The organism is Halobacillus sp. Nhm2S1, assembly GCF_019599545.1.
Lineage (GTDB): Bacteria > Bacillota > Bacilli > Bacillales > Halobacillaceae > Halobacillus.
On sequence record NZ_JAIEZV010000003.1, the window covers coordinates 233,033 to 252,043 of the forward strand.

Here is a 19,011-nt window from a genome sequence, read left to right on the forward strand (position 1 = left end):
CCATTTATTATTCAACGGAATTTGACATTGGGGAAGAAACGTTTGAATAAAGGCTCGTGAAATCAAAAAAAGTGTGAGGAAGACTTTCGCTTCATCACACTTCTGCGGGAAAACTCTAGCATGGTTTCCTTATAGAGTCGTATTCACTTTTTACACCTTTTAATAAAACACACCGGACGATGAGGGCGCATTAGCGAGAAGAGGCTGTGGCCGTTTATCTATCATCCGGTCTCCAGTTGTCAACAGCGCTCTTCTTTCAAACGCACCCGGATACTCAACGACCCAGCCTTCTTCATCGATGACTAGAGCAGTCTCATAATCCCTGCAGCGGTATTGAAAGATCCTATAGCCATCGTTGTCTCCCAAATACGTATACACTTGAAGCAGGGGAAATACTTCTTTCTTTAAAACATCGATAAAAACCATTTTGAACGTCCGTCGTTCTCCTATATGCCAGGTCACACGATTGATCGGCAATGTGTTCGAGAAAGGCGTGATCGTCAAATCAACGTTCGTCGCACCATCCAGATTCTCGTCGTACCTGCCATTGACCCACCACTTATCCTGGTCTTCCGCCTGGACTACAAAGGGCTCTGTCTCCTGCTCTTGATAAATCTTCACTTTTTTCGTCTTCCAATCTAGCCCGAGCTTCAAATCATAAGTAAGATGATGCGGCACTCCCCGATCGACAAGTAATACCGTCCCTCGCACCTCCATATGATTGGTCAACTTTTTCAGAGTTAAATGTTCCGCTCCAGCAGACTCCAGGTGATTCCAAATCACACGCTGCTCCATATGATTCCCTCCTATATGGTTTTTGTGACAGACCCTTTCATCCGAATGACTTTTCCATCAAGTTCAGGACCGATCGTTTCCATCCCTGCTTTCTCATAAAATCGCCGCGCTTGACGATTATCAGGGGCTACCCGTAAATGATATTCCTCCAGGTTATGTTTTTTGAAAAAATCGACCGCGTAGTTGTGAAGGGATTTTCCTATGCCTTCCCCACGCTTGCGAGGAATCAGGTAAAACAAGTGAATATATCCGATTTTCCGCCCCTTATATTTTTTCACGGATAACTCGAGCTGACCAATGACTCCTCCATCTACCTCTGCCATGACGAAACCATCAGGATACCGCTCTACTTTTTCAAGCACATAGAATAAGTAAGCTTGTACATCAAAGCCTTCGGTGTTTCCGAAGCTCACCATAAACGAATCTTTGCGGAAATCGATAATAGCCTGCCGATCCTTCCTCAAATCAATCGTTCGGAATTGAACCATTTTTCACCCTCCATCTCTTCACATGGACACTGGAGAAGTATGGGGGGAGTTACGTGATATGGTCTCGTTGCAACGTGACAAAAAACCTCCTCTCCAAAAAGCCCTGCCCCTCAGCTGATGTCATTGGCTATCTTTTTCTTCAAAGCGTAATCCATCTCGCTCCTCCTTCTCTTAAAATTCGCTATCCAAATTGATATTCCTTCCTTTTTTTACATAGAGAATGATGGCGGACAAATACTAAGTTAATCATGTTGCATTCCATTCGGAAATATATTCGTAGTAGGAGGTGAGAAGGATATGTTTTCATCCAAATGGCGCATGCTGAAAAAAGACTTGAAGGCCGCATTGAAATCGCCCCCGTCCCCATTGACGACGGAAGAAGAAGCGTTGGTGAAGGAAATAAGAAGGATCACCCAGGAAAAAAATCGAAACAACGTCACGCGTACGATGGCGTACCTTCATTTTTTCGAAAAACATCCTGAAGTTCATTGGGCACTGCTCGCTCATCTTGTATCCAGAAACGCTGGATGGAACATGACTGACCTTAAGGGGGAATACCTGCCGAAGTTGTTGACAGGAAAAGAAGCCACAGACTTCTTCGTCTTTTTAGAACGGGGAAATTGGCTCATTTTTCAGGATGCTTATCCACAACTATTATTGTATGATGCCAGTTTGAAGCATGGCCGCCCCCTCTACCACCTATTAGATGCCTTGAATGTTTCCAAGTTCATGAAACCTTTTTGGGAACGCTTTTGGAAAAATGGAAACAGTGAAGAACTGACTAAAGCGCTGATCGTCAATGAACAGCATTATATCGAGGATCGAGTAATAAGAAATCATCTCTATATGGCGACGGTTATGGATAAAGTGATGTTCAAACTTCAAGATGTGCTTTCAATGAATCATATCCTTTTTCCTTATGTGACTCCTCTCCAACAAAAGATCAAACTGGTCGGAGGAACAGTCCATCACTTCTCGGCTGTGAATGAACGCATTCTTCTCGGAAGATCTCTTTACGAGCTTCTTTATGGGGTGCGGTCACGTCTGGATCAAATTGTCCAATGGTGCTCTGCTCATACGCACACGGGCTCGCGCAAGGATTACTGGCCGCAACTATTTAATGATGTCAATGAAACACCCCCGGGCCATGTTCATGAAATGACCGTAAGCCCATGCAGACGAAAGCAGAACGGGCCCAAAATTTACAGCCCTAAACTGAATATTGTCTGGGAGGACTGGGTCCATTCAGAAGCGGAGACAGGGGATTGGTTCAAAAATGCAAGCGTCCTGGACATAATGAAAAAGAATGCAAAAGAATTCGATGGAGACATTGAACTGGTCTATTGCCGGACGTTGGAAGAAATTGAGTTCGCCTCTCAAACGAAACAAACCTTCTTTCACAAGACAGAAGGGCAGCCCGAAGACCGCCCTTAACTATGTAACTGGCTTCTATGAGAGGTTTGTTGGATCAGTTCAAGAACCTTACGAACGATAAGGTCCGGATTCTCCAAATGAACAGAATGGCCGGTATCAGCAAAAACTTGCTCTGTGCACGGGGTGAGTTTTGCTAACAGTTCCTGATACTCCTGCCAATGTTCGGAAGGATGATTCGCGCTGATCACAATCACAGGCAAAGATGGCTGTAAAGGCTGGCTTTCGTTAATGATCCTTGCACTTTTTTCTGCGTTTTGATATTCCTCATATGCCGCAAGAAAGCTTTTCGGCCGATAGCCGATGTAGTTTAAAGCTTGACTAGATTCTTCATTTAACTCATTACGTCCCACTCTCTGCTTCATTAGTCTTGGTAAGCCGACCCATGATGTGAGAAACCCAAACGTCAGTATTCGCTGGAATTTTTTCAGCCTTTGGACATTCTCTTTTGTCGGAAGGTAATAATGCTCATGTGCCGCATCCTCAAGAATTAGACCGGCTACTTCATTTGGATATAGAGAAGCAAAAAGACGAATAATGAGTCCTCCATATGAATGACCGACGAGGATATAGGGAGGCTTTGCTTCCATTCTTGAAAGTACTTCATGCAATTCTTCTGCAGAATCTAGGATCGTCCTGCTTTTCCTTTTTGAACGGCTCCACCCATAGTTTCCGCGGTCATAGGCGATCACCCTCGCATGACGTGCAAGCTCCGGCTGAACATAAAGCCAGTCGAGGGAAATCGAACTGAACCCTGCTTCCAAAACAATGGTCACAGGCCCTTCTCCCTCGGAAATGACATGTGTATCACTGGTTTCCGTATGGACCATCATTCCTGGAGGGAGCACCCTGCTTTTTTCATTCATGACCATATTCCAAACCGTTAATGGAAACCCTAAGCCTGCCACCAAACCACGAATTCCTTTTTTCATTCGATTTTCATCTCCTATTGTCTTGGCGCAAATAACATCACACATACACCGATCATACAGATCCCTGCACCAATCCAGTCATATAAATCAGGCGTTTTACGATCCACGCCCCACCCCCACAACACCGATAAAATGATGAACACACCACCATAGGCAGCATATACACGACCAAAAGATGGAAAGCTTTGAAACGTAGCGATCACGCCGTACAAGGCAAGTGTCAATCCTCCTGCTATTCCCCAGGAAAGTGGTTTTCCTTCACGGATGGATAGCCAAATCAAATACCCTCCTCCGATTTCAGCCAATCCTGCTAATAAAAACAAAACGAATGGTTGGATCATTATGATCACTCCTGTAAAAAGCTATCATTATCATCATTTTCAGGAGAACCAACGACCGTCACAGACCACCCACCATCAAACTCCATAAGCAGGACTCAACTCACTCCAGACATCCAATCGGTTCCCCTGTAGATCCTCAAATACAAAATTCAAACCAGGATGGCCCCTGTCTTCTATTTCGCCGACCGAGACTCCTTTGTTTTTTAATTCTTTATGTAAAGCCCTCAAAGCTTCTACTCCATTCACTTCGAATGTGATCGCAAAACGAGAGCTTCCGACCACATCCAAGAAGTTGGATGTTTGTTCCGGCGATGATTTCACTAAGAATATACTGATGCCTGCTAAACCTATGATGGCTTTCTGGTTATCTTTATAATTGATACCAGCTCCAAGCTTTTCTTGATACCAGATTGCAGATTCATCTACCTCTTGGACTGGTAAATAAATGGTCCCTACTCGGAATAATGAATGGTTCATGATACGTCGTCCTCCTATCGATCTATGTATTCCACCAAACCCTTGAAATTCCTCCTTTCACTATAGATTTCTTATATTATAAAAGCTCGCTTTCCGCGGAGCGCGGTGAGCCTCCTCAGACTTCGTCCTGTGGGGTCTCACCCTGCACTTTTTTCCCGCAGGAGTCTCCCCATTCCCCTCCGCCCACTTTTCGTAAGACATTCTCGAAACTACCTTCCAGTAATAAGAGCTTTTGTAGTTAGGAATCCTATACCGATGCAGATTAAGCAGGATTTCACAACACAACTAGGCATGTTACTTTAAGAGGGATTTGGAGCCCCTAAGCTCCCATAAAAGTCTCGAAACTGAGTCTTACACAATCCTGCCATATTCTTTAATAACTCAGTACTAAAGAAACAGGGCATACGTTTAGTGATAACGCTGCCCTGTTCTGTCATTTTCTGCTTCCTCTTCCCTTTCTTCTTCATGAAAAGTCGTTTCTGTCTGCCCGCTTACGTAATCGAATGGAGTATAGGAATTGTCTGGGTACTGCTTTTTCACAAACATACGATATGCGGTACGCAGGACAACAGAAACAATTAAGCAGGAAAACAGCACTGTAATGATTATGGAAACCATAAACCACTCCTTACACTTTTAATTTAATGGCTCTTGTGGCAAGCATTGTTTTTATATGGTGATCAATCGTTCTTCCACCACCGAAGTCATCCTCATAGATGCCTGCAATGACGAAGCCTGCATCCGTCTGGCCTTGCAGTTGGTCTTCCAGTGTGTGACCGAACTCAAGCGTTTCGCCTTCGATCACTTCTTCCTCTTCGAGTGCGGAGTAAGGAATTGTATGAGCCACTTCCAACTTGCCTTCGTCCTCTTTATCTGCATCAAATAAATAAAGGACAGGATTCATAAAGCCTGAAATGAGCGTTCCTTTGTCCTTCAAAACACGTGCCGCTTCCTTCCAAACCGGTCGTACATTCTCGATGAATACGTTAGCGACAGGATGGACAATCAGATCGAACGTCTCATCTGGGAATGCTGATAAATCAGTCATGTCACCTTTAACCGTTTTCAATTCCAGTCCTTCTTGTTCCGCTACGCTTTCGTCTTGGTGTAGCTGTTTTTCCGATAAGTCAAAAACGGTGACGTCAGCGCCAGCAGCAGCGAGAACAGGTCCCTGCTGACCGCCTCCTGATGCTAGGCAGAGGATTTTCATCCCTTTCAACGATTCGGGGAACCAGCTTCTCGGCACCTGTCGATCAGCGGTCACACCGATTGACCACTCCCCGCTACGAGCTTTTTCGATTGCTTCATGCGTGACGCTTTGGGTGTAACGTACCCCGTCTTCCACTTTTTTGTCCCATGCTTTACTGTTATGTTCTGTCGTTTGGCTCATCTATTTCTTCCTCTCTTTGTTCCATTCGTAAGTTTGCTTCCATCTTTAAATGATGGGAGATCAAGCTGAGTGGTCGCTCGTGTGCATACGGTTTCCGTATTGGTGTTTCAGCTCGTCCACAAGAGATTCTGCATCCTCATCGGATAAATGTTTTAAGTAAATGTTCTCTTCCTTCCCTTTGTCTACTTTTATAGAAATGAGATCATCCATTTTTTGAATACGATGAATTTCCTCATCTGTCAGGCGCGTGTTTGGATCAGCGATTCCAATCCGTATGTCGAGAACATCTTCCTCTACACACACATAATTACGCTCAGGCATTTTGTAATAGTGAATCATTTGCCATAGCCCTAATAGAAAGATGACACTTGATGCGAAAACGATAAACAATTCAACACGTCCGTGCAAATACAGAGACAGTCCTACCGGCAATATACCTGTAAAAACGTTAAACAAGGACCCTCTCGCTTTTTTTCTCCATAATTCTTTGTTGCTATATTTATAATTCAAGACATCACCTTCTTAAACCTCTTTCTGCTAAACTGTTCTGCCAGGTGCAGCGATGAAAAGACTGCTTCAAGTTTCTTCTTGTATTATTCCAGAATCATCCAGATGAGACTCCTTATCCAAGACTTCCTCATCAGACAAGTGGATCACCAGCGGTTGGACAAATAGGACGATCACTAAAAGGATGACAGCGAAAAACAAGGCTGACGTCAGGCGCATGTGGAACGTTTCTATTAAAAACATAAACACACAAAATGCCGAAACTGCTAATATCCCTGAACGATGATAGGATCGTCTCGTAGAATAATGCTCCGCTCCACAATACGGACACTCTTTCGTTCCGGTGACTTTTATCGATGAAAGCAGCGCTTTTCCAAATGGCCAGCTGCGTCCGCATGCCTTACACCTCACTCCGTCCACTCTCCTTCAATGCTTCCACTTCTTTTTCCACACGTTGGATCCGCTCCGCCTCGCCTGTTGATCCAATGTTACGGACAACCGCAAGAAAACACCCGATGACAGCGAGCGTCACTCCTACCGTTCCAATGAAGAATACAAGGAAAAAATCAATCATTTTGTTCCCTCCTGCTTCTCTATACGGTCCATATGCTCCGAATGTTTCAATTTTTCCAAAAAATCAAAGGGATAGCGACCTGAGCAAAAGAAATAACGACCTTATAGAACGCAATAGCGCCCTAACAAGAGGAAGTAACGCCCTACTCTAATTCATAGCGACTGAACTTAACAAACACAAAAAATAAGCACCCCGTGTGGAGTGCTTATTTTTTGAAGGATTTCCAATCAAGCTCACTTTCGTTCAGCAATTCCTCAAAGCTTTTGTTCGCTTCTGCGCGCTTGCGCTCTTCAATGCGACGCTGCTTTTCCTGTTCTTCCCGCTCGACGGCCTGCTGTTTCAGCTCCGTCTTTTTTGATTTCAGTTTTGAAAGAACATCGGCATTCAGCTGGTCTCCGAGTGATCCAGATTGTGGCTTTTTCTTACTCATACAGTCGCTCCTTCTTTCACGTCTTTGATCGGGATGATCGGATTCAGGATCCCGTCCGGGCTGGAAAGACGGAACGTGCCTCTCATAAAATCAAGCTTCATGTCTTTTTTGAAAAAAGTCGCCTGCTGATCATCAATGATGACGGAATAGTCCTCATTTTCCACTTTTCGATCGGTAGGGCGTTCCTCTTTTTCCAGACGGATGGTTGGTAGCCCATTCACGCCGCACCCACATCCCTCAGTGTCATAGAAAAGTCGGATGAGCGGACGCTCAGGATCCTGAATTTGTTCTAGCTGCTGCTTCGCTTCTTCGGTGATGCGTAATTTCATCGTTCATCCCTCCTGTTTCTTCTATTGTAAGAAAACAGAGCTTCAGAGGCAACGGTTCTGTTTTATTCTGCGTAGTGCCCGCCGACCAGACGGCTACGATGGCGTGCGGTCCCTGCATTGGTCCAGGAAACCGCGCGGAGAAGCATATCCTGTCCGTAGCGCTCGCGAATGTCATCCATCACATAACCGAGGTCCCTTTTTTTATCGCGGCCGTTATCAAACAAGTCGAGTTGGACGTTGGCATCTTCCGTAATGTTTCCGAGGGTAACGGAGATGCGGCGGACGACTCCGCCGTTGTAAAAGCGGTGGAACAAGGTGAGGCAGGCGTGGTAGATATCCATCGTGATACTCGTCGGATGTTCAATGGATACAGAGCGGTGAAAGCCGCCCGCACCTTCACTTTTACTATAGCCGATTCCAAGGGAAATTGTCCTCCCTGCATGGCCTTTTTTCCTTGCACGACGGGCGACTTCTTCACACATTTCAAGGATGACGTACTTCACCTCTTCCGGATCTTGGTAGTCACGAAGGAGAATCTGACTTTTCCCGTAGCTCACTTGCCCGTGGATGATCGGTGCTCCAGGGTCAGACAAGTCGATGCCGTTCGCGTGGTAGTACAGCTGGTTTCCCATTACGCCAAACGTTTTTTCAAGGCGTTCGAGTGGGAATTTTGCCAGTTGGCCAACAGACCAGATGCCCATACGATTCAGACGGTGTTCAAGTCGTGGTCCAATCCCCCACATTTCTGACAAGGGAGCGACCGGCCACAGCTTCTCTCGAAAGTTGCCGTACGTCCAGCGGGCGATGCCTTTCTTTTTGGCTTCAAGATCGAGACAGAGTTTGGAAAGCAGCATGTTCGGACCGATCCCGATTGCTGCATCCAGATGGAACGTTTCTTTTAATTCATCGACGATCATTTGAGCCGTTTCCTCCGGGACGCCAAATTTCCCTTTGTTATCCCCCACTTCCAAAAAGCTTTCATCGACGCTGTAGGTATGAATTTTTTCTTTTGGAACGAATTTGTGAAAAAGGTTCGTTACTTGGGTGGATACTTCTAAGTATTTTCTCATTTGCGCGGAGACGATGACAATTTCCGGCGCGGAAGGAATTTCAAACAGGCGGCTTCCTGTGCGGATGCCGTACTTCTTTTTCATCGCCGGCGTCGCAGCCAATACGACACTTCCTTTACGGTTCGTATCCGCAACGACGGCGAGCGGCACCGTCAGCGGATCGAGTCCCCGATCAATGGCCGCACAACTCGCATAGAAACTCTTCATGTCCACACACAAAATCCCTCTGTCCGGATACCTCCCATAATCAATGCTCGGATTTCCCATGTCGCCTCCACCTCCTTTACCTAGTATATCCTCATTATGCGAATATATGTTCGTATTTGCAAGTGCCAATTCCTGCTACCATTTCCTGTCTGACCTCCTGTCTGACCAGGTCTTACAAATATTGGTGTACCAGGTCATACATATTTTCCCACCTCCCATTCACTCTCCCCACACAAAAACCTCTTCCCTAAAGAGGAAAGAGGTTTTTGTGTGGTTTGGATCATTTTTTGTTGAATTGTTTTTGCATGAGTTTTTCCATTGCGACTGGTGCGAGAGAATAGACTTTACTGCCGGAGTCCATCCAGGAAGGCATATTGATCTCTCGCTGTTTTGTAAATAAATGATGGACGACAGTCCTTGCTACACGGTTTGGATCAAGCATGATCTTATCGACCGATTTCTCATACTTTCCGCTCGGGTCCGCCTGTTGAAAGAAATTTGTTCTCACAGGTCCAAGGTTGACGGAAGTGACATAAATGCCTAAAGGTTCTACTTCCATCCTCAACGCATTCGTAAACCCTATGACTGCGTGTTTAGTCGCTGCATAAACCGCTGATTTTGGTGTGGCGATTTTGCCTGCCTGTGATGCAATATTGATAATGTGTCCTTCTCCATGCTGCACCAAATGGGGCAGCAGCTGATGCGTGGCTCGGAACAGTGACTTCACGTTAACAGAGAGCATACGCTCGATGTCCTGCCAATTCGATTCGGCCACAGGATCGAACACAGCAATCCCTGCATTGTTAATCAGCCCGTCGATCGAGCCGTGTTCATAACAAATCCGGTCGATCGTATCTTTCCATTCGGCATCATTCGATAAATCTGCAGGGTACCATGGACTTTTGACACCAAAGGCTTCTTCAATCTTCCCTGAGATGATTTCCAATTTGTGGGCGGTCCGTGCAACAAGGATCGGGGTCCCGCCTTGCTGCGCCACGTGAATGGCTAGAAATTCCCCAATTCCACTTGAGGCTCCAGTAATCAGCACTTTTTTCCCTTTTACTCGTTCATTCATTCGATCACCTATTTGCTTGATAGAATTTCTCTCCGTTTACGTAAGAAATCTTAAGTTTCCCCACGCTTTCTAAGTAGTCCAGTTGTCCGATTGTTTCTGACATCGTCAAACCGAATTGATTCTCGATGTGCTTCGGAAAGAGACGCTTGCATACGTCATATGCACGTAATGGCCCCTCGCTAAACATCCGAAGCACCTTTTCTGCCCGTTGCTCCTGCTTCTTCAATCGTTCTGGGATCAGCTCGTGCGCATGATCAAAAGTTTCTCCATGCCCTGGATAGACCGTACCAATCTCCCACTGTAACAACTTTTCCATAGATAGGCGATAGTCGAGCAACGGTCGTGGACGTGCTTCTCCTTCCTTGTGGGGAGGCTCAAGTAAAGGATTCGACGAAATATGGGACAGGAGGTGATCTCCACCAATCAATGCCCCATCGCCTTCTCTATAAAAGGATAAATGGCTCTGGGCATGACCGGGTGTTTCGATCGTGATCCATTCTTCATGACCTGGTAACCGGTCGCCTTCGGTCAACTCATGGGTAAGCTTTCCTTCTGACGTCCAATTCAATGTCTTCCTCAATCCCTTTAACAATGGAAAAAAGCGCTCAGGTACTCCAGATTCCTTGTACATGCCTTTGAAAAATTCCTCATAATGAGAGAAGTATTCTTCTTCCCGTTCAAGCCAGGGTTTCAAGTTCGGGTGGCCAGCGATAACATCTACATTGGGCAGCCGTTCGACAAGCCCCATGTGATCGGGATGATGATGAGTCAAAATTACCTGTTCGATATCCTCCGGCTGGTATCCCGCTCCCTTTAACTGTTCAACCAACGCTTCCCAGCACTCTTCTGTTTTCACACCTGCATCAATTAGAGACAGCCGGTCACCTTTTACTAAATAAACATGCACATCCCCGACCGCATATGGGGTCGGCAATGTGAACTGTGTAATGGTATCCTTCAATGTCTTCATAACACTTCCTCCATACTGAATGATCATTCACTTTTCTACATTGTAGCACGACTGCCATATATTTTCCTCCTATATGACAAAGATTACGAACGTCTCATTATTCATAATTCTTTTTCTAGTGGGACTTTTTCCAAAAGACTTCAAATAAAAATTACATACCATTATACTTTAACGCGTCATTGTAAATTTAAAAGAAATGTAAAGGTCAATAAGGAGGAAGATCATGGAACAACAAGAAAAGAAAGGGTTGACAATGCGCATACTCGACTGGATTGAGCGCGTCGGGAATAAATTGCCCCACCCTGTCACATTGTTCGCAATATTTGCACTCATGGTTGTCGTCGCTTCCTGGATCTTCTCCACGATGAACGTGGAAGTCGAAGACCCAGCGACCGGCGAAACATTACAAGTCGTCAACTTGCTTTCCAGTGACGGCATTCAATATATGTTTGAAAGCATGGTAGAAAACTTCGTAGGCTTCGCGCCGCTTGGTACCGTCCTCGTTACGATGCTTGGTATCGGAATTGCCGAGCGTTCAGGGCTGATCAGTGCGATGCTTCGTGGACTCGTTACATCCGTCCCACGTTCACTGATGACAGCAGCACTCGTATTCGGTGGTATCATGTCCAGTATGGCAGCCGATGCCGGTTACGTTGTTTTGACACCACTCGGAGCGGTTCTATTTGCCGGTCTTGGCCGTCACCCACTTGCAGGTCTTGCTGCAGCATTTGCCGGGGTTTCCGCTGGTTTCAGTGCCAACTTGCTCCTTACATCGCTCGACCCATTGCTTGGTGATTTGACGATTCAAGCGGCAGCGACCATCGATCCTGCGTATGCGGATACGATCCTTTATACGATGAACTATTACTTCATGATCGTATCTGTTTTCGTCCTTACGGTTGTCGGTACACTCGTAACAGACAAAATCGTCGAGCCGCGCCTTGGAGAATACAAAGGTGGCGTAAAAGAGGAAGTCAACTACCTTTCTCCACTCGAGAAAAAGGGTATGATTGGTGCGCTGATCGCGTTTATCGTGACCATCGGCCTACTGTCCCTGCTCGTCGTACCATCCTGGGGACCATTGCGTAACCCTGATGATTTCTTAGCATCTCCATTTTTCCATAGCTTAGTGCCTGTCATTCTGATCATGTTCTTCGTTCCTGGTTATGTTTACGGGAAGATTACAGAGGAGATCAAAAATGATAAGGACGTAGCCAATCAAATGTCTGAAACGATGGCAAGCATGGGAATCTACATTGTCCTTGCCTTCACGGCTGGTCAATTCGTTGCCTACTTCAACCATACGAATCTCGGAAAAGTCATTGCGGTCAGCGGTGCCGAGTTCTTGGATTCCATCGGTTTCACAGGCATCGGTCTAATCATTGCGTTCATGTTCGTGGCCGGTTTCATTAACCTGTTTATCGGAAGCTCGTCAGCAAAATGGGCGATTATGGCTCCCGTATTCGTACCGTTGATGATGCAGCTCGGCTACTCTCCGGAGCTCACGACACTTGCTTACCGGATTGCCGACTCTACAACGAACATCATTTCACCATTGATGCCATACTTTGCGATTGTCATTGCGTTTGCCCAAAAGTATGATAAGAAAGTCGGTATTGGTACATTGATTTCTACCATGCTTCCTTATTCCATTGCATTCTTTGCCATTTGGACACTGATGCTGTTAATTTGGATGCTGACCGGCGCACCAATCGGTCCTGGAGCAGGATTCGAATATAATGGGTAATCCATCATGAACAAAAGCGTCCGGAATTGATTTCCGGACGCTTTTTTTTATACCTAAATCCTGACCTGATGTGCCATGATCATTAAACTCTTCAGACGATCAGCCGTTTCAGAGATGCCCACCTTTGAAGTATCAATCACCACATTTGCGCTGGCACGCAATTTTGGAAGCACATGAGTGAAACTTTCTAGGATTGCCTTTCTCTCATCAGGATGCTTTCCATAAGGGTTTGTATTTCTTTGATTCACACGATCAAGCATCACATCCAAAGGAGCCTCCAGTAGAACAACATAATCAAAAGATTGATAAAATTCCCCTTGATTTGAATAGCACCCTGATAAGACTATGTGAGGACGCTTCCTCCTCTCGATGAGATGGGAAATCTTTTCTTCATCCCACACGAATTCCTCCCCCTCTACCGTAGGGACTTTCTTCGTGTAGCCATGATTATCGGTATCCACCACATCATAGCCTTCATTCTCCAACCTCTGCAGTACACTCGTTTTACCCACACCAGATAACCCTGTAACAAAAATAATTCCCATCCTACCACCGACCTTTTTGAAAAGTTTGCTCAAAAGAATCTCTCATCCTCGGTCCTTCCTAAAGAACTCATGAATGACCTGCGTCAAAATCTGCGGCAGCTTTTCAAAACTGTAGGATAATTCCAGGCGTTCCGTCCATTGATGCGGATCCCTTCCTAATGGGCCGATGTTGATAATTGGCATTGTAATCGATTCCATCACTTCTGTCGGCCACTCAAAACCATTGCCGTGAATCGGCATCTGCTTCGTCAAATCTGAGAGTGAAGACGTGGAAGATGTCGGTCCGATAAAACTCAAATCGCTCAAACCTGTAAAATACTCCACCACTTCAAGCTCTTCTCCGAACTTCTCCCTGGCATAATCGATAGCCGTTTTGGCCCCATGCTGGATGAAAGGGTCATCGTTCGACGACACCGCAGGATAAAAAGGTGGACTGTAAAAAAGCACAATCATCGGGCTGATATCTTTACATATGGACGCCAGACTTTGGACAAGTGTTGTAGAGAAATCACGATCGCCCTGGTCTCTTAAATTAACTAACCGATTCTGACGGCGGTCTACCTCCGTTTTTCCATACCGTGCGACCGCTTCTTTGTACAATTGATCATACGTCAGAATAGTGATATCGGGATGGAAAGCGGACGTTTGTGTTCCTTCCAGGTAAAAAGAGGCCTGATGGTGATAATGATTGATGATTTTAGCTTTCGCCCGTTGTGCTGCCTGTAAAAGCTTTTCATTCAGTTCAGTGATCGACTGCTTCATATAGAGGACGTTATACATGGCGACCGCTGCCTGAGGTGTCTGCACCGAATATTCAAATTTCAAGTCACGCTGCATCAGACTGAGCGGGGGCGGTGTCCGCTCTCCTCCAACCTTCTCTATAAACGCTTCATTCAATTCCATTTCCTGTGCTAAATAGCTGACCATCAGATTGGCATTCAATCCACCGAACGGTTCACCCGCATGTGTTTCTTTTCCGTAACATAAAAAACCCGGCAGCGTCTTTCCAATGGACCCTGTGTACAAATAATAAGCTGGATCGCCGGGATATTTGCTGAACATCGGCTCCCCGTTCAGAGCAGCTTTATAGACAAGGTCTTCCTTATCACGAATCTCAGCGAGAGCTGGAAGAGCAGCCAGCATTCCTTCCGAGTTTACTTCTTCATCAGGGACAGCAACGAGAAGCAGATTTCCGTCAAATTCCCCGGCCATCGCTTTTTCTAAAAGGGACAGGTGGACGGTAAGGCCTGCTTTCATATCCATCGTTCCACGACCAAAAAGCCAATTCCCGGACTCCAAGTCACGGGCAGCTTCTTTTGGCAGATCTTCGATATTCTTATGTAGCTCTTGAGTGAGCTCACGCGGGTAGAAAGCAAGGTTCTGGTAGGAGCCGTAATCTTCAATCCCTACCACATCGACGTGGGAAATCAACACAAGCGTCTCCTTGGCTTCGTCCTTTTTCACTAAGGCTGTGAGTAATTGACGCCCATCGTCCAGCGGGTGCAAGTTAAGGTGACTTGGCCGTTTTTTATAATAATCGCGATCTTCCAAAATATAATATAAGTATTCGATGATCGCGATTTCCTCATTGCTGTTCGTTATACTAGGGTACTCTACAAGAGAACATAGGAGATCTGTCAATTGCTCTTTTGTCTGCCAAACTGTCATGGGGTCACACTCCTTATTGACTTTTGCTGGATTATCAAACACAATCAAACTCATAAGCTACTTGGAAGAGGTGAACGTAACGATGAAAACCCTTATTTACGCTCATCGAGGAGCGAGTAAGCTGGCGCCCGAAAATACAATGCCCGCTTTTGAACTGGCACGTGCAGCCGGGGCTGACGGAATCGAGACCGATGTGCAGCTTACGAAAGACCAAATCCCCGTCCTCATCCATGATGAAAATCTTAGACGCACCACCAATGGAACAGGGTTCGTACAAGACTATACATATGCTCAGCTCCGCCTGCTTGATGCAGGAAGCTGGTTTTCTCCTAAATTTTCTGACACTTATATTGTAACACTGGACGAGTTTCTTCGCTGGTTTCGGGACCAGCCCATGTTTTTAAATGTCGAATTGAAAACCAATGTCATTGCTTACAAAAACATCGAGCGGATTGTCTATGAATCTCTAAAACGATACCACGTTCTGGAGCGAACGGTTATTTCGAGTTTCAATGCCGATTCCCTCACACGCATGAAAGAAATCAATCCATCCATACAGACAGCATTCCTTACATCCACGAAAATGCGGAACCTCCCTCAATACGCGAAGTCCGAAGGGTGTGACGCTTTGCATGTGAAACACCGCCTTCTGGATAAAAAACTCGTAAAACGCTGCCACAAGGAAAATCTCGAACTCCGCATTTATACGGTCAACCGCCCTTCCATGATGAAAAAGTGTTACAGCCTGGGCGTGAACGGGATTTTCACAGATGTTCCCCACCAAGCAATCGAATACCGTGACCTTTATCGAAAACGGAGAAATCGTTAATATGTTCTGGGTATTTTTTGGACTTCTGTTTGTATGGATGATTCTCCTTGTGGACTTCCTTCTAGGAATCAGGAAAATTCCAAGGCTTGAAGATACCGTTCCATCGCAAACGGATGAGCTCGTTTCTGTTATCATTGCGGCCAAAGACGAAGAAGACTCGATTCGCGAAACGCTGCACACCCTTGCGCAGCAAAAAAACGTGAGGTGTGAAATCATCGCTGTGAACGACCGCTCCAGTGATCGAACGGGTAAAATCATAAATGAAACAGCAGCCTCATCCTCTACAATTCGGGCTGTTCATATCAATCACCTGCCAGAGGGGTGGCTTGGGAAAAATCATGCTCTTAAAAAAGGCGCCGAGTTTGCCTCTGGCGCTTATTTGCTTTTTACAGACGCCGACATTCAATTTCATGAACAAACCCTCGCTAAAGCGATGACAGCTATGAAAGTTGATGAGCTCGACCACCTCACAGCCGCGCCGGACTTAAAAGCCCATTCCTTCGCGTTACGGGGTTTGATTTCCTATTTCTTGTTTGGTTTCGGTTATTTAAAACGCCCTTGGACAGCGAACCAAAAGAAACCTAGAGGTGGGATGGGGATCGGGGCTTTCCAAATGATGAAAAAATCCTGTTATCAACAGATTGGAAACCATGAAGCGGTGCGTTTCCGACCTGATGATGACCTTGCCCTTGGGCAGAGGATCAAGGCGGCTGGCTTCAGACAAAAACTCGTAACGGCCAAGCAGCTCCTTAGTGTCGAATGGTATCCCGACTTCAAGTCTGCTCTAAAAGGGTTCGAAAAGAATGCCTTTGCTGGCTTGAATTATTCCATTCCCCTGTCTTTGTTTGCTCTTTTTGGGGTCCTGATTTCGCAAGTGTTTCCATTCATTTTCGTCTTTTTCGGAAGTCCTTCCGTTCAAATCATTAGCGCAATCAATATCCTTTTGTTATTTTGTTTATATGGTTTAACGACGCGTTCTTTCACAAACTATCCATTGGGGATGATTTTCGGTCTGCCGATTTTTGCTCTTTTGTTTGTTTTTATGCTAGGTAGAGCACTTATCCTGACATGGGTACGTGGGGGAATTGAATGGCGTGGGAACCGGTATTCCATCAAAGAACTAAAACAATTTTTCCGTAACTCGGAGGAGGATCACCGTTGAAACATAAATTATTCGAACCTTATACAATAAAAAACATCACGTTAAAAAACCGAATCGTCATGTCTCCGATGTGTATGTATTCTTCAGACGATCAGGATGGCTATGCTCAGCCTTTTCACCTTACCCATTACGAAAGCCGCGCGGCTGGACAAGTGGGACTGATCATTACAGAAGCGACGGCTGTTCTACCCGAAGGCCGTATTTCACATGAAGACCTTGGCATCTGGAGCGATGAGCATATCGAAGGTTTACAAAAAATCAATGAAGGTATTCATCGTCACGGGGCTAAAGCCGGCATCCAGCTGGCTCACGCCGGACGAAAAGCTAACTTAAGGGATGAAACTTTCGCCCCCAGTGCTGAAGCTTTCAGTGCATCCATGAAGGTCCCGACAGAGATGACAAAAGAAGACATCCAGCGTACAGTAGAAGCTTTCCGTGTGGGAGCTGGCCGGTCTAAAAAAGCGGGCTTTGATGTGATTGAACTTCACGGAGCCCACGGGTATTTGATCAACCAATTCCTCTCCCCTCTTACGAACAAGCGGGACGATGAATATGGAGGCACCCGTGAAAATCGATATCGTTTCCTGCGTGAGACGATTGAAGCCGTCAAGCAAGAGTGGGATGGCCCGCTGTTCGTCAGAATCTCAGGGGAAGAATATCATGAAGACGGAAACACGATGGATGATTTCATCTATTTTGCCCGTGAAATGAAGTCCCAGGGCGTAGACCTCATCGACGTCAGCTCAGGTGGTGTCGTTCCTGCCGCAATCGACCCTTACCCAGGATACCAGGTCACGTTTGCAGAACAAATCAAACAAGGAGCCGACATCGACACAGGGGCTGTCGGTCTGATTACAAGTGGAAACCAGGCAGAAGAAATTTTGCAAAATGAACGGGCCGACCTGATTTTCCTTGCACGGGCTCTCTTAAGAAACCCGTACTGGCCGAAAGAAGCAGCTGATGAACTTGGCTACCCATTAGAAGGTCCAAGACAATATACCCGCGCTTGGTAAATACCTGTGAACTGCCGGAAACGCATCCGGCAGTTTTTTTATGGCATTTCAAGTGTGTTCTCCCCTTTCTGGTGGTATCATGATAAGTGTAGGAGAGTGTTGGCAATGGAACTATTTTTTTTAGGTACGGGATCTGGTGTCCCATCAAAAGAAAGAAATGTCTCCTCCCTTGTCCTCCGCCTTCTTGAAGAGCGGGGCACGACATGGGTCTTCGACTGTGGAGAAGGCACACAACAGCAAATATTAAATACGAACATACGTCCGCGAAGAATTGAAGTCATTTTTATCACCCACCTTCACGGAGATCACATTTACGGACTGCCCGGATTATTGAGCAGTCGTTCTTTCCAGGGTGGAGAAACCCCTGTAACCGTTTACGGGCCGCGAGGGTTAAAAGATTATATTGATATCAGTCTCGAATTGAGCGGAACGCACCTTCGCTATCCCCTCTACATTGAAGAAGTGGAAGAAGGAGAACTTTTTGAAGACGAACAGTTCATCGTTGAAGCCGTCAAACTTGAACATGGGCTCGAGAGCTATGGATATATCCTTAAAGAAAAAGACCAACTTGGCGAACTCCAGCCAGAAAAGCTGAAAGCGCTGGGTGTCAAACCTGGACCGATCTATCAAAAGATTAAAAACCAACCAAGGACGGTCCTTGAAGATGGAAATGTCATTAACCGCAAAGATGTCATTGGACCACCTAAAAAAGGGCGGAAAGTTGCCATTTTGGGGGACACACGTTACCTCCCTCATCTTGAAGAGGTTTTGAAAGATAGCGACGTCCTCGTTCACGAGGCGACATTTGCCGGGGATGAAGAAAAGATGGCTTACGATTATTTTCATTCCACCGTCAAACAAGCCGCCACCCTTGCAGAGAAAGCAAATGTTGGGGAATTGATCCTTAATCACGTTTCTTCCAGGTACCAGGGAAATTCCGTAGAGGAGCTTCTGAACGAAGCACAGCAGATATTCCCAAACACCACGATCGCATACGATTTTTATCAACATCCCATCAAACGTACTTAATA

23 protein-coding genes are annotated in these 19,011 nt (G+C 45.9%); 6 read left to right on the top strand and 17 right to left on the bottom strand.

The annotated features are described in order from the left end of the window. Window positions 1-159: 159 nt before the first annotated feature. Both K2225_RS12995 and K2225_RS13000 read right to left on the bottom strand, forming a co-directional pair. A complete protein-coding gene (locus K2225_RS12995) occupies window positions 160-795 on the bottom strand; it encodes a putative glycolipid-binding domain-containing protein (protein WP_220585156.1) in 636 nt (211 codons plus the stop codon). Between the two features lie 11 nt (window positions 796-806). Next, on the bottom strand, window positions 807-1,283 hold the full coding sequence (locus K2225_RS13000) for a GNAT family N-acetyltransferase (RefSeq protein ID WP_220585157.1): 477 nt from the start codon (window positions 1,281-1,283) through the stop codon (window positions 807-809). Window positions 1,284-1,580: 297 nt separating this feature from the next. Here K2225_RS13000 and K2225_RS13005 point away from each other — a divergent pair, with 297 nt between their 5' ends. Continuing rightward, window positions 1,581-2,717 carry a DUF2515 family protein gene (locus tag K2225_RS13005; protein ID WP_220585158.1) on the top strand — a complete coding sequence of 379 codons (1,137 nt, stop codon included), beginning with the start codon at window positions 1,581-1,583 and terminating at the stop codon, window positions 2,715-2,717. On the opposite strand, the gene K2225_RS13010 is transcribed toward K2225_RS13005, so the two are convergent. From K2225_RS13010 to K2225_RS13070, 13 genes are all read right to left on the bottom strand, one after another. Next, window positions 2,714-3,646 carry an alpha/beta fold hydrolase gene (locus tag K2225_RS13010; protein WP_220585159.1) on the bottom strand — a complete coding sequence of 311 codons (933 nt, stop codon included), beginning with the start codon at window positions 3,644-3,646 and terminating at the stop codon, window positions 2,714-2,716. The two genes, K2225_RS13005 and K2225_RS13010, sit on opposite strands and share 4 nt — an antisense overlap. Before the next feature lie 14 nt (window positions 3,647-3,660). After that, window positions 3,661-3,987: a YnfA family protein gene (locus K2225_RS13015; RefSeq protein WP_255574525.1), complete on the bottom strand. Its 327-nt coding sequence runs from the start codon at window positions 3,985-3,987 to the stop codon at window positions 3,661-3,663. A 75-nt stretch (window positions 3,988-4,062) separates the two neighbouring features. Then, on the bottom strand, window positions 4,063-4,464 hold the full coding sequence (locus K2225_RS13020; RefSeq protein WP_220585160.1) for a VOC family protein: 402 nt from the start codon (window positions 4,462-4,464) through the stop codon (window positions 4,063-4,065). Window positions 4,465-4,872: 408 nt separating this feature from the next. Further along, window positions 4,873-5,082 (bottom strand): DUF3951 domain-containing protein, encoded by a 210-nt coding sequence (locus K2225_RS13025; protein ID WP_220585161.1) that lies wholly within the window; start codon window positions 5,080-5,082, stop codon window positions 4,873-4,875. Between the two features lie 10 nt (window positions 5,083-5,092). Continuing rightward, on the bottom strand, window positions 5,093-5,854 hold the full coding sequence (locus tag K2225_RS13030) for a class I SAM-dependent methyltransferase (protein ID WP_220585162.1): 762 nt from the start codon (window positions 5,852-5,854) through the stop codon (window positions 5,093-5,095). A gap of 60 nt (window positions 5,855-5,914) precedes the next feature. Further along, window positions 5,915-6,364, bottom strand: coding sequence for a hypothetical protein (locus tag K2225_RS13035; RefSeq protein ID WP_220585163.1), 450 nt, complete (start codon window positions 6,362-6,364; stop codon window positions 5,915-5,917). Window positions 6,365-6,430: 66 nt separating this feature from the next. Next, a complete protein-coding gene (locus K2225_RS13040; RefSeq protein ID WP_220585164.1) occupies window positions 6,431-6,772 on the bottom strand; it encodes a TIGR04104 family putative zinc finger protein in 342 nt (113 codons plus the stop codon). Further along, window positions 6,762-6,935, bottom strand: a complete 174-nt coding sequence (locus K2225_RS13045; protein ID WP_220585165.1) for a hypothetical protein — start codon at window positions 6,933-6,935, stop codon at window positions 6,762-6,764. The genes K2225_RS13040 and K2225_RS13045 overlap by 11 nt, the downstream gene beginning before the upstream one ends. A 205-nt stretch (window positions 6,936-7,140) precedes the next feature. After that, window positions 7,141-7,365: a YqkE family protein gene (locus K2225_RS13050; protein WP_115822387.1), complete on the bottom strand. Its 225-nt coding sequence runs from the start codon at window positions 7,363-7,365 to the stop codon at window positions 7,141-7,143. Beyond that, window positions 7,362-7,694 (bottom strand): iron-sulfur cluster biosynthesis family protein, encoded by a 333-nt coding sequence (locus K2225_RS13055; protein ID WP_146812937.1) that lies wholly within the window; start codon window positions 7,692-7,694, stop codon window positions 7,362-7,364. Before K2225_RS13055 ends, K2225_RS13050 begins: the two co-directional genes overlap by 4 nt. A gap of 62 nt (window positions 7,695-7,756) precedes the next feature. Next, window positions 7,757-9,031, bottom strand: coding sequence for a Y-family DNA polymerase (locus tag K2225_RS13060; RefSeq protein ID WP_220585166.1), 1,275 nt, complete (start codon window positions 9,029-9,031; stop codon window positions 7,757-7,759). A 220-nt stretch (window positions 9,032-9,251) separates the two neighbouring features. Further along, entirely contained in the window at window positions 9,252-10,046 is a 795-nt protein-coding gene (locus K2225_RS13065) for an SDR family NAD(P)-dependent oxidoreductase (RefSeq protein ID WP_220585167.1), read from the bottom strand. A gap of 4 nt (window positions 10,047-10,050) precedes the next feature. After that, complete coding sequence (locus K2225_RS13070) at window positions 10,051-11,016, bottom strand: MBL fold metallo-hydrolase (protein WP_220585168.1); 966 nt, start codon at window positions 11,014-11,016, stop codon at window positions 10,051-10,053. 223 nt (window positions 11,017-11,239) lie between these two features. Here K2225_RS13070 and K2225_RS13075 point away from each other — a divergent pair, with 223 nt between their 5' ends. Continuing rightward, on the top strand, window positions 11,240-12,763 hold the full coding sequence (locus K2225_RS13075) for an AbgT family transporter (RefSeq protein WP_220585169.1): 1,524 nt from the start codon (window positions 11,240-11,242) through the stop codon (window positions 12,761-12,763). A gap of 53 nt (window positions 12,764-12,816) precedes the next feature. Here K2225_RS13075 and K2225_RS13080 read toward each other — a convergent pair whose 3' ends face one another. Both K2225_RS13080 and K2225_RS13085 read right to left on the bottom strand, forming a co-directional pair. Then, a complete protein-coding gene (locus K2225_RS13080) occupies window positions 12,817-13,341 on the bottom strand; it encodes an AAA family ATPase (protein WP_220585170.1) in 525 nt (174 codons plus the stop codon). A gap of 9 nt (window positions 13,342-13,350) precedes the next feature. Beyond that, the gene (locus tag K2225_RS13085) at window positions 13,351-14,976 is read right to left on the bottom strand and encodes a M20/M25/M40 family metallo-hydrolase (protein WP_220585171.1); all 1,626 of its coding nucleotides are present in this window, start codon (window positions 14,974-14,976) and stop codon (window positions 13,351-13,353) included. An 82-nt stretch (window positions 14,977-15,058) separates the two neighbouring features. Between K2225_RS13085 and K2225_RS13090 the strand changes: the two genes are divergently transcribed. The 4 genes from K2225_RS13090 to rnz all read left to right on the top strand — a co-directional run bounded on the left by K2225_RS13090 (window position 15,059) and on the right by rnz (window position 19,009). After that, a complete protein-coding gene (locus tag K2225_RS13090; protein ID WP_220585172.1) occupies window positions 15,059-15,805 on the top strand; it encodes a glycerophosphodiester phosphodiesterase in 747 nt (248 codons plus the stop codon). Beyond that, on the top strand, window positions 15,747-16,967 hold the full coding sequence (locus tag K2225_RS13095) for a glycosyltransferase family 2 protein (RefSeq protein ID WP_220585173.1): 1,221 nt from the start codon (window positions 15,747-15,749) through the stop codon (window positions 16,965-16,967). Before K2225_RS13090 ends, K2225_RS13095 begins: the two co-directional genes overlap by 59 nt. Beyond that, window positions 16,964-17,980: an NADPH dehydrogenase NamA gene (gene namA / locus K2225_RS13100; RefSeq protein WP_220585174.1), complete on the top strand. Its 1,017-nt coding sequence runs from the start codon at window positions 16,964-16,966 to the stop codon at window positions 17,978-17,980. The genes K2225_RS13095 and namA overlap by 4 nt, the downstream gene beginning before the upstream one ends. Before the next feature lie 105 nt (window positions 17,981-18,085). Then, window positions 18,086-19,009, top strand: coding sequence for a ribonuclease Z (rnz, locus tag K2225_RS13105; RefSeq protein WP_220585175.1), 924 nt, complete (start codon window positions 18,086-18,088; stop codon window positions 19,007-19,009). Window positions 19,010-19,011: the final 2 nt, after the last annotated feature.

Bases quoted from the DNA above. Each gene is read 5' to 3' on its own strand.
- K2225_RS12995 (WP_220585156.1), bottom strand. From the start codon at position 795: ATGGAGCAGCGTGTGATTTGGAATCACCTGGAGTCTGCTGGAGCGGAA.
- K2225_RS13000 (WP_220585157.1), bottom strand. From the start codon at position 1,283: ATGGTTCAATTCCGAACGATTGATTTGAGGAAGGATCGGCAGGCTATT.
- K2225_RS13005 (WP_220585158.1), top strand. From the start codon at position 1,581: ATGTTTTCATCCAAATGGCGCATGCTGAAAAAAGACTTGAAGGCCGCA.
- K2225_RS13010 (WP_220585159.1), bottom strand. From the start codon at position 3,646: ATGAAAAAAGGAATTCGTGGTTTGGTGGCAGGCTTAGGGTTTCCATTA.
- K2225_RS13015 (WP_255574525.1), bottom strand. From the start codon at position 3,987: ATGATCCAACCATTCGTTTTGTTTTTATTAGCAGGATTGGCTGAAATC.
- K2225_RS13020 (WP_220585160.1), bottom strand. From the start codon at position 4,464: ATGAACCATTCATTATTCCGAGTAGGGACCATTTATTTACCAGTCCAA.
- K2225_RS13025 (WP_220585161.1), bottom strand. From the start codon at position 5,082: ATGGTTTCCATAATCATTACAGTGCTGTTTTCCTGCTTAATTGTTTCT.
- K2225_RS13030 (WP_220585162.1), bottom strand. From the start codon at position 5,854: ATGAGCCAAACGACAGAACATAACAGTAAAGCATGGGACAAAAAAGTG.
- K2225_RS13045 (WP_220585165.1), bottom strand. From the start codon at position 6,935: ATGATTGATTTTTTCCTTGTATTCTTCATTGGAACGGTAGGAGTGACG.
- K2225_RS13050 (WP_115822387.1), bottom strand. From the start codon at position 7,365: ATGAGTAAGAAAAAGCCACAATCTGGATCACTCGGAGACCAGCTGAAT.
- K2225_RS13055 (WP_146812937.1), bottom strand. From the start codon at position 7,694: ATGAAATTACGCATCACCGAAGAAGCGAAGCAGCAGCTAGAACAAATT.
- K2225_RS13060 (WP_220585166.1), bottom strand. From the start codon at position 9,031: ATGGGAAATCCGAGCATTGATTATGGGAGGTATCCGGACAGAGGGATT.
- K2225_RS13065 (WP_220585167.1), bottom strand. From the start codon at position 10,046: ATGAATGAACGAGTAAAAGGGAAAAAAGTGCTGATTACTGGAGCCTCA.
- K2225_RS13070 (WP_220585168.1), bottom strand. From the start codon at position 11,016: ATGAAGACATTGAAGGATACCATTACACAGTTCACATTGCCGACCCCA.
- K2225_RS13075 (WP_220585169.1), top strand. From the start codon at position 11,240: ATGGAACAACAAGAAAAGAAAGGGTTGACAATGCGCATACTCGACTGG.
- K2225_RS13085 (WP_220585171.1), bottom strand. From the start codon at position 14,976: ATGACAGTTTGGCAGACAAAAGAGCAATTGACAGATCTCCTATGTTCT.
- K2225_RS13090 (WP_220585172.1), top strand. From the start codon at position 15,059: ATGAAAACCCTTATTTACGCTCATCGAGGAGCGAGTAAGCTGGCGCCC.
- K2225_RS13095 (WP_220585173.1), top strand. From the start codon at position 15,747: ATGTTCCCCACCAAGCAATCGAATACCGTGACCTTTATCGAAAACGGA.
- rnz (WP_220585175.1), top strand. From the start codon at position 18,086: ATGGAACTATTTTTTTTAGGTACGGGATCTGGTGTCCCATCAAAAGAA.